Below are 11,019 nucleotides of genomic sequence, written 5' to 3'. Positions count from 1 at the left end.
GGGGCGATGAGCCAGGTGGAGTTCGTCGAGAGCGGAGGCCGGTGTGGGTCGAGGTATGAGAAGCATTGCGGTGGCTGCCATTACGGTGGCCACGTCGATGCTGGGGGTTGGTGCACCGGCGATGGCGCAGGCCGGGCCGGACGGGTTGAGGCATTGCGCGGTCAGCAGTGGACGGGTCCCCGAAACGGCGACGCCGGAGGAGGTCGGACTCGATTCGGCGGCGCTGCGCCAGGCGGTGGCGCTCGCGGCGGATTCGACGCGCATGACGCTGCAGATCTTTCGGAACAATTGCCTGATCGCGGCCGGGCCGAACAACGCGCAGGCAGCCGGCGTGCCCTGGAATCTCTGGAGCAGCACCAAGAGCGTGGTTTCCATGGTGGCCGGGATCGCGGTGGACGAGCAGCGGCTGCGGCTCGACGACCCGATCGGCGCCTACCTGCCGCCCGAGCTCGGTGATGCCGCACACCGCGCGATCACGGTGCGGAATCTGCTCGTCGAATCCAGCGGCATGCGGGTGGCGGTGGCCTCCGAGGGCATCACCGGGTTGGCGCAAATCGACCCGAACGTGGTCGCGCAGGCGTTGGCGATGCCGATCGATCAACAGCAGGGCACCGAGTGGCGTTACAGTCAGCGCGCTGTCGACCTGCTCGTGTACGTCATCCAGCGTGCGGTCGACGAGGACTTCCAGGCGTACGCGCAACGAAAGCTGTTCGATCCCTTGGGCATTCCGCCGACCGACTACTTCTGGGGGCGTGACCGCAGCGGAAACACCTACGGCTACGCGCATCTGCTGCTGCCACCGGACGATTTCGCCAAGCTCGGCCTACTGCTGACGAATCGCGGCCGGTGGGGCGATCATCAGATCATTTCGGCGGATTATCTCGCGCAGGCAGGCCGGCCCACCCCGACGAACCCGTGCTACGGCTTCCTGTTCGTCGTCAACGGGCCGGACTGCGCCAACTACTTTCCTGGTCTGCCGCCGGACGCGATGCAGATGTCGGGAATGATGCGCCAGGACAATTTCGTCGTGCCGAGCCTCGGATTGATGGTCAGCTGGACCGGCGTCACGGTTCCGGGGAGCGCGTTGAGCTTCCCGCACGATGTCCTGCGTGCGGTCGGCGCCGCCTTCCGCGCACCCCGCGTACCCGCCGCGCCGCCCTACGAACAGCAATCGGATGTCCAGCTGTCCGATCCGATGATCTCGAACCCCGATGCGACCCTCGCCGCACTCGGTATCGGCCCGATGGCCTACCCGGGCTGCAACCCGCTGTCCTGCCTGGGCAAGCCCATGTCCGCGCCGTTCGCGAACTGGCCACCGGGCTGCTTCATCCTCGGCTGCGTCGGCCCGCACCCGGCGACCCCTGGAATTCGGTAGCGGCAGGAACGGTCTGCGCAGCAGATCACGGATGGCCGCGTTCCAGCGCTCGTTCTCGGCCCTACCGCGTCGGGCCAGGCGTCGGCGCGTCAGGTCGAGGTGCGTGATGGCACGCTTCAGCCGACAGACGTGATCTTCTCCGCGTCGAGGGCGGTGATCGTGGCGCGCACGGACTGCACGGTCGGTGTCGGCTCGATGCCGAAGGCCGCGCTCGCGGCGGAGGAGTCGAGCACGAACGGACGATCGAACTGGTAGCGCAACTCGCGCATCTCACGGGCGTTGGGATCGAAAAGGCCTGCGGCCCAGAGCATGGCGGCGGGCATCCGCCCCACACGCACGGGTGGCGCGTCCACGACCGTCGCCGCGAGCCCGGCTAGTTCGCGAACCGATACCGGCGGCGCGGTCGGCGTGTGCCAGGCGCGCCCCCACGCGGTTTCGTCGTCGGCGACCGCGACCAGGGTGCGGGCGGTATCGGTGACGTCGGTCCAGCTGTGCGCGGCGTCCGTATCGCCGGGGAACAGCACGCGGCGGCCCGCGAGCGCGGCGGGCAGCGCGACCATGGTGAACGCCGATTTGGCTCCCGCACCGAGGTAATCCGATCCGCGCACTTCGGCGGTGCGAACGCGGCCCGCCTGATGCGCGGCAAGCGCCTCGGTCCATAGTTCCGCGCGCACCCGACCCTTCACGCTGTTGGGGCGCAGCGGGCACTCCTCGCTGATCGGGCCGTCGACCTGCCCGTAGCCGTACAGGTTTCCGACGCTGAGCAGCACGGCGCCGGTTGTCTCGGCAGCTCGCAGGGCGGCGGCGGCCAGCGGCGGGAAGTCCGTGGCCCAGCGGTGATAGGGCGGCTGGGCGCACTGGAAGACGACGTTCGCGCCCGTGCAATGCCCGGTCAACGCCGTGGCGTCGGTGGCGTCGGCGGCGACGCGCTCGATCAGCGGGTGAACCGGGCCGATACCGCGCCGCGTGATGACGCGCACCCGCTCGCCGCGTGCGGCGAGCAACTCAGCGGTCGCCGCGCCCACGGGACCGGCTCCGATGACGACGTACAGGGACATGAGGATCCATTCTGCTCGGTGTTCAACTTCGAGAACACTGTTCTTGCTCGTGCATTCACCGTATCGGGAACAACGATCCGAGTCAAGAACACCGTTCACAAGACAATCTCCTGTTCTCGAAACTGGCACTCGTTCTCTACACTGGGGACATGTCCGCTCATTCCCTACGTGCCCGCGTCCGCTCCGAGATGATCGAGGAGATCAAAGCCACCGCGCGCAAACGGTTGGCGGTGGACGGCGCGAACCTGTCCCTGCGTGGGGTCGCGCGCGATATGGGCATCGTCGCGTCCGCGCTCTACCGGTACTTCCCGAGCCGCGACGACCTGCTGACCGCCCTGATTCTGGAGGCGTACCAGGCGCTCGCCGCCGAAGTCGAAGCCGCCGACGCGAAACAGCCCGCGGCCGATCTGCGCGGTCGGTGGATGGCGGTGTGCTCGTCCGTGCGGGATTGGGCACTGGCTCATCCGGCCGAATACGGCTTGCTCTACGGCAGCCCCGTGCCCGGATACTCCGCACCCGAGGACACCGTGGCCCCCGCCGCGGCCGTGGTCTTCCGGCTCGTCGCCATCGCTCATGCGGGTGCGGGGCAGCTGACCCCACCGCCGCTTTCGAGTCCGCTCCCCGCGTCCGTCCACGCCGACCTGCACCGACTCATCGAGCAGCCGTCCCCCGACCTGCGCCGACTCATCGGGCAGCCGTCCTCCGACTTTTCCGAGGACGTGCTCGCCCGCGTCTTCGTCGCCTGGACCCAGCTGTTCGGCCTGGTCAATTTCGAACTCTTCGGCCGCCTGAACGGAACCATCGACGCCCGCGCCGAATACTTCGGCCACCACATGAACGTGATGGCCGACCTCGCGGGTCTGCCGTAGGCCCCTCCCTGCGAGCGCCGTCCGGAGGGCCGCCGGTCGGTGAGCGCATCGCTCGACCAGCTCATTCGGTGACGGCGTGTCCACACCGCACGGCCGCGGCCGCGCGCCGGGCGGCGCTACGGTGACAGCACCGAGATTCTCCGCGTTCCATTCGACCGACGAACATCACTCATTCGTGGAGGAACATTGCCGAGCTCGTTCACTCGCAGGGGATTTCTGACCAGTGCGGCCACCTCGGCGACGGCCGCGGCCGCCGTTTCGGCCGGCGCCGCACCGGGCCGGGCGCGGGCGGACACCGATCCGGACAAGCCGAACATCCTGGTGATCATCGTGGACGAGATGCGGACACCGGTGTGGTTCCCCGATCAGCGGACCTTGGACACCGTCTTGCCGAATATCGCCCGGATCCGTCGCGGCAGTGTGTCGTTCGAGAATCACTACACGGCGGCCAACGACTGCACGCCCGCTCGCGGCTGTCTGCTGACCGGCCTCTACTCCCAGCAGACCGGATGCATGGTCGTGTCGGAGTCGACGTTGTCGCCGCTGTTCCCCACGTGGGGATCGATGCTGCGCGACCACGGCTACGACACCACCTACTGGGGCAAGTGGCATCTCGGCAGCTATCCCGATCGCACACCAGGCGCGCTCGAGGCCTACGGATTCCACGGCGGCACCTATCCCTCCCCGAACGGCGCACCGGGTCAAGGGCTGCAAGCGGATCCGAAGATCGTCGACCAATTCGTCGACTGGTTCGACAACGATTCCGGCAACGCTCCCTGGTGCACGACGGTGTCGCTGGTCAACCCGCACGACATCCAGTGGTGGCCGCGCTGGACCCGTCGTGACCAGTTCAGCGCCGACATCCCGCGGTGGATGACCGAGCTGCCGCCCAATTTCGAATCCCTCGAACAGCTCTCGCGCAAGCCCCGCCTGCAGATGGCGCTGGTCGAGGTCTCGGCGGTCGCGTTCGGGGCGGCGCCGTATGGAACGCCGGAAGCCATGCATGCCTGGATCGAGATGCGCAACTTGTATCTGTGGGCCCAGCAGCAGGTCGACATCCAGATCGGCCGTGTGCTCGACACCCTGCACTCGCGTCCGGACGTGGCCGCCAACACCGTCGTCGTCTTCACCTCCGACCACGGCGATTACGCCGGTTCGCACGGTCTGCACGGCAAGGGCGGCGCCGCCTACGACGAGGCGCTGCGCGTTCCGCTCTACGTCCACGATCCGCGTGGCTATCTGAGCCCGGTCGAGGGCACGAGTAGCAGGGAACAGCTCACCTCCAGCGTCGACTTCACTCCCCTGCTGCTCACCATCGGCACCGGCGGCGACGGGTGGCGTGGCGACGGGCGCTACGAACATCTGAGCGGGCGGCTCGATATCGCCGCGCTGTGCCGCAACGCGGGCGCCGCTGGCCGGCCTTGGGTCGCGCACACCACCGACGAGGCGTCCATCGAGGAGGCGGCGATCCTGTTCAACCAGAACGCCCCCGGCCACGTCGCGATGGTGCGCACCGCCGACGCGAAGTTCGCCTCCTACTCGCACTGGGTGCACGGGCAGATCCGGATCGATCCGGCGGCCGAGCAGGAATTCGAGCTCTACGACTACGGCACCGACGAGGGCAGGCTCGAACTGGACAACCAGGCCGCGACCGGGAATCCGTTGCGCGGTGAGATGGAAGCGCTGCTCGGCAACGTCATCCCCACCGAGATCCAGCAACCGCTGCCGCCTTACCTGCGGGCCGCCCAAGAGGAAGGCATCGGCGACTACATCTCGGCGCAGACGAATATCCTGGTTCAAGCCGAACGCATCGGTCACGCTCTGCTGGACGCCGTGCCGAGGCCGTCCTAGCTCCTCCAGCAGGTCGCGCAATGCCAGGTCCGTGGTGTATTTCTCGATCAGCTCCGGGGATATCCGCCGAATATCGTGGTCGGCACCGATCTTCACGGCTCGGCGCGGCGGCGCGGAAGATTCCGCCGCCGCACCGCAAGCTCGGAGCATGACACAGACCATATCGCCGGGTCCGGCGGCGGCAACGACGTCCGCCGTCGCTCCGGTCGCGCCCTCCGCCGCGTTGGGAGCGCGGCGTTCGCTCGCGCTTCTCGCGCCGCGCGGTAGCGGACGCACCGTTCGACCACCTTCGAATCAGCGCGACGCAAACCATCGCGTCCTGCGGCCGCCGCCGCGCATGCTCACTGCGGGTGCGCCGTCGGTGGCCCGAGCCGGATCGTGCCCGGCTCGGGCCACCGCTCGTGGCGCTGTCGCATCCCATGGTTCCTTCTCGCGGGTCTCCTCGTCGTACCGCAACGCCGTCCTGCTTACTCGGGGTCATCCCCATGCCTCTGACGAGCGTCCGTGGTCAGCATTAAGTGACCACATATTCTTCCTCTGTTGCGACAACGGAGGTCGATAGTCGGGGCAGAATTCTTGCATCAGCGACGACCTCGACCTGCTGCCCAGCGCCAGATTCGAGCAGTACAGCCAAACCGATCCCCAGGAATGGCGGTACACCGCGGATGCCGCTCGTTCCTTCACGATTCCACGTACAGCCGCCCGCACTCTCGCTATCATGTGAATGCCAATTCACGACCATAGGAGCGCGATGATGCGTACCCCCTTCCGCCTCGCCGCCGCGTCGGTCGCGGCGGCGACTCTCGTCGTCACCGCGGCCGGCGCGACGGCCGAACCGATCAGCTCCGCCACGGTGACCGTCGCAGCACCCGGAACCGGATCTTCGGCGGTGGATGCCGGATCGGCCGCGGCGCGCACCGCCATGTACCACCTCGAGCGTGGCGACATCATCGGGATTCTCGTGCTCATGGTCGCCGCACCCCTGACGATCTTCACCAGCGGCGTCTGCGACTTGGCCACGTTCTCGGCGCTGCCGAATCCGTGCGCCACAGTGACCCGGTGAACGAAAGCCGGGTCCGGTACCCGAGCGGAGCCCGACGAGCCGCGTAGCCGAGATCGGTGGTGCCGCAGAAGCACTCAGCTCTCGCGGTGCGGAATCGCGCAGTCCGAATAGAGCAGCCCCGGAACCAGTTTCCGGGGCTGCTCTATGCACTGGGCGCCGTAGCCGATGCCCCAGACGCGGCCGTCCGAGTCCAGGAACGTACCGCCGACCTGGGCAACCTCCGATCACAAGTGGCGCATGGACAGTTCAGCGCAGCCCGAATAGCGTTTCCCAACTCGAGCGCGGCGGTGCTGCTGTGCACGATGGCGGGTGCTGCGCCGAGTAGCCAAAGCGCTCCACGTTCCTCTTGCCAACTGGTAGTGGAGTCGGACGAGGAGGCGGATGTGAACCGTCGCAACTTCCTACGCGCTGGTGCCATCAGCGCAGGCGCGCCCCTGACTTCGGTGGCGACGAAACAGTCGACGGCATCCGCGTTTCCAGCGAGCAGCGCCCGAGTCTGCGCCGACGATGTCGCCGACATCAACGCGACGGTGAACCAGATTCACGAGCTGGACCTCTTGGTGGGCGGCGACCGGATATGCCAGGTCGCAGCCAATGAGGTCCGCTACGTCGGTCAACTACTGGACAACGGCACCTACACCGACGATGTCGGCCGTGCATTGACCAGCGCCGCCGCCGAGATGATGACGGCCGCGGGTTGGGTCCACTATGACGCCGGACGCCTGGACGGTGCGCGGCGCTACTATGCCGATGCTGCCCAAGCCGCGACAGCGGCCGACGATGGGATCGCGATCGCGCACGCTCTGGGCAACGCCAGTTCGCTGCTGACCGAACTGAACGGCGGCACCCCTGCCGGAATGAGGCAAGCGGTGCAGTACGCCCAGATCGCGTCGCGGGCGGCTATGCGCCATGGCGGCCCGAAACTGCGTTCTCTCCTGGCGATTCGGGAAGCGGATGCGCTCGGGATGCAAGATCCGAGCGGCAACAAGTCGGCTGTTACCGAAGCACTCGGCCGGGCCTACCGGGCGTACGAGTCGACGCGCGGATTCGATCCGGAATGGGTCTATCTCCCCGATGCACTGCTCAGCGGAATGACCGGCATGATGCAGATGTACCTCGGTGAACACAATTGACCGACCACTTCGACGGCATCAGCCAGATCGCCTCCACCCGTGTGCGTCAGAAGCTGAATGGCATCGCCGCCGCCGTTCTTCCCCATGCGGGGGTGCCCGAAGTGCGCGAGTTCCTGGGCCTGCTGGCGGACCGGTGTTGAGCGCTCGAAGGTGAGTTCCGGCAGGAACGCGACAGGGGCCGCCGTCCCTAGTGGACGACGGCCCCGGCTTTCGTTACTACTTCAGAGCACGGCTTCGATCGCCGCGACCAATTCCGGCGCCTCGGGCGTCGTGCGCGGGCGGAAGCGGCCCGCGACCTTGCCGTCGCGGTCGATCAGGAACTTCTCGAAGTTCCACTGGATGTCACCGGCGTTGCCTTCGGCATCGGGGGTCTCCGCCAGTTGCTGGTAGAGGGCGTGCCGCTGGTCGCCGTTGACGTCGACCTTCTCCAGCAAGGGGAAATCGACGCCATAGGTGGCAGAACAGAACTGCTGGATCTCTTCCGCGGTGCCCGGCTCCTGGCCCATGAACTGGTTGCACGGCACGCCGACCACGCTGAGGCCGCGCGGGCCGAAGGTCTTGTGCAGTTCGACCAGTCCGGAGTACTGCGGCGTCAGCCCGCATTTCGAGGCCACGTTGACCAGCAGGACCGCGTGGTCGCCGACCAGGTCGGCCAATGTCGTCGGTTCGCCGGACAGTGTGCGCAGCGGAATTTCTCGAAGGCTCATACGTATGGACCTGCCCATTCTCGATTCCATGGATCCACCCCGACGGCCACGCTACCGGATCGGCAGAGCCCCGGACCGCCGGTCCCACGGCGCTCAGCGCAACCTGGTTCGGCGCATCAGCCGCAGCGACGTCAGGGTCATCTTCAGCTGCTTGTCGTAGGGCTGGCCCGCCCGTGCGGCGAGCACCTGCTTCTTGAGCACGCCGACGTTCACCGTGTCGGTGTACTTCAGCAGGCCCTGGTCGCCGTGCCGGGTGCCGACTCCGGACTGCTTCACGCCACCCGAAGGCGTGCCTTTGGCGGCGTAGGTCGCGACGAAGCCGTCGTTGATATTGATATTGCCTGCCTGCAACTGGGCGGCGATCCGTTCGGCGTGCGCGAAATCCCGGGTCCACACGCTGGCGTTCAAACCGTAGTCCGTGGCGTTGGCCAGGCGCACCGCCTCCTGCTCGTCGTCGAACGGGTACACGGTGACGACCGGACCGAAGGTCTCCAGCGTCGCGTGGGTCATCTCGGGGGTCACACCGGTCAGCACGGTGGCCTCGTAGAACGCCGGACCGATATCGGGGCGCGCGTGCCCGCCGACGTGCACGGTGGCGCCCTTGGACCGCGCGTCCTCGACGTGGGCGGCGACCCGTTCCAGATGCTGCGGCGACACCAGGGAACCGAACTCCGGCGTGTAGTCGTAGGCGGCGCCGATCTTTCCGTTCAATTCGGCCGCGGCGGCGACCAACCGGCGCAGGAACTCGTCGTGGATGGCGCGGTGCACGTAGATGCGCTCGATGTGCATGCACGCCTGCCCCGAGTTGGCGAACGCCGCGAACACCGCGCCGGGGATCACCTCGTCCAGGTTCGCGTCGGCGAGCACGATCATCGGGTTCTTGCCGCCCAATTCCAGGCTGCATCCGATGAGGTTGCGACCGGCCTGCTCGCCGACGATCCGGCCGGTGGCGGTCGAGCCGGTGAACATGACGAAGTCGACGTTGTCGATCAACGCCGGTCCGATGTCGGGACCCTCACCGCACACCACCTGGACCAGACCGCGCGGCAGTCCGGCGCGGTGCAGCAGCTCGACACCGAAGAGCACGCACAGCGCGGTCTTGTTGTCCGGCTTCAACACGACGCCGTTGCCCGCCATCAGGGCGGGCATGGCGTCGGACAGTGCGATGGCGAAGGGGAAGTTCCACGGCGCGATCACCGCGACGAGCCCTTTGGGGCGGTGCTGCTCGGTGGAGGTGGTCAGCAGCGGCATGGGGCCGCCGCGGCGCCTCGGCCGCAGCACCCGCCGGGCGGTCTTGAGGTAATGGCTGATCACCATGGGCACGTCGCAGGATTCCTCGACGGCCATGCGACGGGTCTTGCCGCACCCGATCTGGATGAGGTCGGCGATGGTCTCCAGTTCGCCGAGCATCAGCTCGTGCAGCCGCTCGAACACGCGCAGCCGCTGCCGCAGCGGCAGCGCGGCCCACTGCGTCTGCGCGGTCCGCGCGGCGGCACACGCGTCCCGGACGTCCTGCGGGGTCGACTGCGGCAGCTCGCCGACCGGCGCGCCGGTGTAGACCTCGGTCATCTCGAACGGCGCCGCGCTACCGTCGGCGGCCACCAGGCCGGTCAGCCGCGCGATCAGCTCCCCGGTGATCCCGGCGGGCAGGGTGCCCTTCGCCTTGTCGGTATGTGCTGTGCTCATCGGATCTTCTCCATGACGTCGGGCATCGCCGCAGGTGCCGGGCCGGACAATACGACTGAATTAGAACACGTTCCGATTTCGGATTCATCGTATTCGCCCCGGCACGCCCTGCCTACCCGCCGCGCGGGACGAATTGCGCTCACTCGTCCGCGACGATCGACAACGCCTGCGTCGGGCAGTAGCGAACCGCGCGCTGCACGTCGGCCTGCGCCTGCGGATCCCCGGCGGCGTCGCGAATCTCCACTTTGCCGCGCTTGGGAACGTGGAACGCCTCGGGCGCCTCGTCCTGGCACACCGCGTGGCCCTGACACAGATCGAGATCGGCCAGCACTCGCATCGTCGGCCCTTCCTTCGCTAATCGTTCGGTTCCGCGAGCGGACGCACCGGCGCCTCGGGCTGCACCTCGACCAGGACCAAGTGCGCGCCGCGCGGCGTGGACACCACCGCGACCACCGCGGCGGCCAGGTCGCTCGCGCGCAGCATGTACGGGTGCCTGGCGAAGCCCCATGCCTTCCAGTCCTCCAGCACCGGGCCGACGATCTCGGGCGTGGAGTCCATGCCCATGCCGGTCAGCGTCGGACCGGGCCGGACCTGCGACAGGCGAACGCCGCTGCCCTCGAGTTCCATGCGCATCTGCGCGGCCATCGCTTCCAGGCCCGCCTTGGCGGCGCTGTAGGCGCCCGTGCGCGGACGCGGTTCGGACGCGCAGTCCGAGCTGATCAGCACGATGTCGCCGCGTTGCCTGCGCAGCATGCCGGGCAGCACCCGGTGCACGAGGCGCTGTGCGCCGACGAGATGGACCTGCACCTGCCGCAGGAACCGTTCCGGATCCATCGCGTGCGCCTGACCGAATTCGATGTCGCCCGCACTGGACACCAGGATCTCGGTTGGGCCGAGCGCTTCCTCGGCGGCGCGCACGAACTCCTCGACCGAGTCCGGCTCGGTGACGTCGAGGCGGTAAGCGAACGCCTCACCGCCGTTGGCGCGGATCTTGTCCGCCAGTTCGGCGCACTGATCGACGCGGCGGGCGCCGAGCGCGACGGGATGGCCGAGTTCGGCCAGGGCCACGGCGGTGGCGGCGCCGATCCCGGACGAAGCGCCGGAGACGAGCGCGGGCCTGCGCTCGGGATGGGGGGCGAATCTTGGCATTATCGGGTCTCCACGGTGATAGGAAGGTGCGCGAAGCCACGCACGTTGGACGAATGAACACGCGCGATCCCGGATTCCAGGACCTCGTAGGACCGCACCCGGGAGCTGAACTCGTGCAAGGCGACAGT

The 11,019-nt window shown here is 67.9% G+C and carries 11 protein-coding genes and 1 pseudogene; 6 read left to right on the top strand and 6 right to left on the bottom strand.

What is annotated here, in order from left to right:
• Positions 1 to 97 precede the first annotated feature (97 nt).
• Positions 98 to 1,375 (top strand): serine hydrolase domain-containing protein, encoded by a 1,278-nt coding sequence (locus tag HOV91_RS36735; RefSeq protein WP_246351477.1) that lies wholly within the window; start codon positions 98 to 100, stop codon positions 1,373 to 1,375.
• 116 nt (positions 1,376 to 1,491) lie between these two features.
• On the opposite strand, the gene HOV91_RS36730 is transcribed toward HOV91_RS36735, so the two are convergent.
• Positions 1,492 to 2,433, bottom strand: a complete 942-nt coding sequence (locus HOV91_RS36730; protein WP_174189807.1) for an NAD-dependent epimerase/dehydratase family protein — start codon at positions 2,431 to 2,433, stop codon at positions 1,492 to 1,494.
• A gap of 149 nt (positions 2,434 to 2,582) precedes the next feature.
• Between HOV91_RS36730 and HOV91_RS36725 the strand changes: the two genes are divergently transcribed.
• From HOV91_RS36725 to HOV91_RS36705, 5 genes are all read left to right on the top strand, one after another.
• Positions 2,583 to 3,302 (top strand): TetR/AcrR family transcriptional regulator, encoded by a 720-nt coding sequence (locus HOV91_RS36725; protein ID WP_174189806.1) that lies wholly within the window; start codon positions 2,583 to 2,585, stop codon positions 3,300 to 3,302.
• Positions 3,303 to 3,488: 186 nt separating this feature from the next.
• On the top strand, positions 3,489 to 5,153 hold the full coding sequence (locus tag HOV91_RS36720; protein ID WP_174189805.1) for a sulfatase-like hydrolase/transferase: 1,665 nt from the start codon (positions 3,489 to 3,491) through the stop codon (positions 5,151 to 5,153).
• A gap of 751 nt (positions 5,154 to 5,904) precedes the next feature.
• Complete coding sequence (locus HOV91_RS36715; RefSeq protein WP_174189804.1) at positions 5,905 to 6,216, top strand: hypothetical protein; 312 nt, start codon at positions 5,905 to 5,907, stop codon at positions 6,214 to 6,216.
• A 302-nt stretch (positions 6,217 to 6,518) separates the two neighbouring features.
• On the top strand, positions 6,519 to 7,349 hold the full coding sequence (locus HOV91_RS36710) for an NsdA family TPR-like regulatory protein (protein WP_498072332.1): 831 nt from the start codon (positions 6,519 to 6,521) through the stop codon (positions 7,347 to 7,349).
• Positions 7,346 to 7,489 carry a hypothetical protein gene (locus tag HOV91_RS36705; RefSeq protein WP_174189802.1) on the top strand — a complete coding sequence of 48 codons (144 nt, stop codon included), beginning with the start codon at positions 7,346 to 7,348 and terminating at the stop codon, positions 7,487 to 7,489. The genes HOV91_RS36710 and HOV91_RS36705 overlap by 4 nt, the downstream gene beginning before the upstream one ends.
• Before the next feature lie 81 nt (positions 7,490 to 7,570).
• Here HOV91_RS36705 and HOV91_RS36700 read toward each other — a convergent pair whose 3' ends face one another.
• From HOV91_RS36700 to HOV91_RS40360, 5 genes and pseudogenes are all read right to left on the bottom strand, one after another.
• Positions 7,571 to 8,056 carry a glutathione peroxidase gene (locus HOV91_RS36700; RefSeq protein ID WP_174189801.1) on the bottom strand — a complete coding sequence of 162 codons (486 nt, stop codon included), beginning with the start codon at positions 8,054 to 8,056 and terminating at the stop codon, positions 7,571 to 7,573.
• 93 nt (positions 8,057 to 8,149) lie between these two features.
• Entirely contained in the window at positions 8,150 to 9,742 is a 1,593-nt protein-coding gene (locus HOV91_RS36695) for a succinic semialdehyde dehydrogenase (protein WP_174189800.1), read from the bottom strand.
• 139 nt (positions 9,743 to 9,881) lie between these two features.
• Positions 9,882 to 10,079: a ferredoxin gene (locus tag HOV91_RS36690; protein ID WP_174189799.1), complete on the bottom strand. Its 198-nt coding sequence runs from the start codon at positions 10,077 to 10,079 to the stop codon at positions 9,882 to 9,884.
• 17 nt (positions 10,080 to 10,096) lie between these two features.
• Entirely contained in the window at positions 10,097 to 10,891 is a 795-nt protein-coding gene (locus tag HOV91_RS36685) for an SDR family oxidoreductase (protein ID WP_174189798.1), read from the bottom strand.
• Positions 10,891 to 11,019: pseudogene (locus tag HOV91_RS40360) on the bottom strand (cytochrome P450); the annotation flags it as partial. The pseudogene HOV91_RS40360 and the gene HOV91_RS36685, both read right to left, overlap by 1 nt.

The sequence above is a fragment of the Nocardia barduliensis genome (genome assembly GCF_013315795.1).
GTDB classification, from domain to species: Bacteria; Actinomycetota; Actinomycetes; order Mycobacteriales; family Mycobacteriaceae; genus Nocardia; species Nocardia barduliensis.
This window is presented reverse-complemented; position numbering and strand designations above follow the sequence as displayed.

Coding starts and splice junctions, on each gene's coding strand:
- HOV91_RS36700 (WP_174189801.1), bottom strand. CDS start 8,056: ATGAGCCTTCGAGAAATTCCGCTGCGCACACTGTCCGGCGAACCGACG.
- HOV91_RS36710 (WP_498072332.1), top strand. CDS start 6,519: ATGGCGGGTGCTGCGCCGAGTAGCCAAAGCGCTCCACGTTCCTCTTGC.
- HOV91_RS36725 (WP_174189806.1), top strand. CDS start 2,583: ATGTCCGCTCATTCCCTACGTGCCCGCGTCCGCTCCGAGATGATCGAG.
- HOV91_RS36695 (WP_174189800.1), bottom strand. CDS start 9,742: ATGAGCACAGCACATACCGACAAGGCGAAGGGCACCCTGCCCGCCGGG.
- HOV91_RS36685 (WP_174189798.1), bottom strand. CDS start 10,891: ATGCCAAGATTCGCCCCCCATCCCGAGCGCAGGCCCGCGCTCGTCTCC.
- HOV91_RS36690 (WP_174189799.1), bottom strand. CDS start 10,079: ATGCGAGTGCTGGCCGATCTCGATCTGTGTCAGGGCCACGCGGTGTGC.
- HOV91_RS36735 (WP_246351477.1), top strand. CDS start 98: ATGCTGGGGGTTGGTGCACCGGCGATGGCGCAGGCCGGGCCGGACGGG.
- HOV91_RS36730 (WP_174189807.1), bottom strand. CDS start 2,433: ATGTCCCTGTACGTCGTCATCGGAGCCGGTCCCGTGGGCGCGGCGACC.
- HOV91_RS36715 (WP_174189804.1), top strand. CDS start 5,905: ATGATGCGTACCCCCTTCCGCCTCGCCGCCGCGTCGGTCGCGGCGGCG.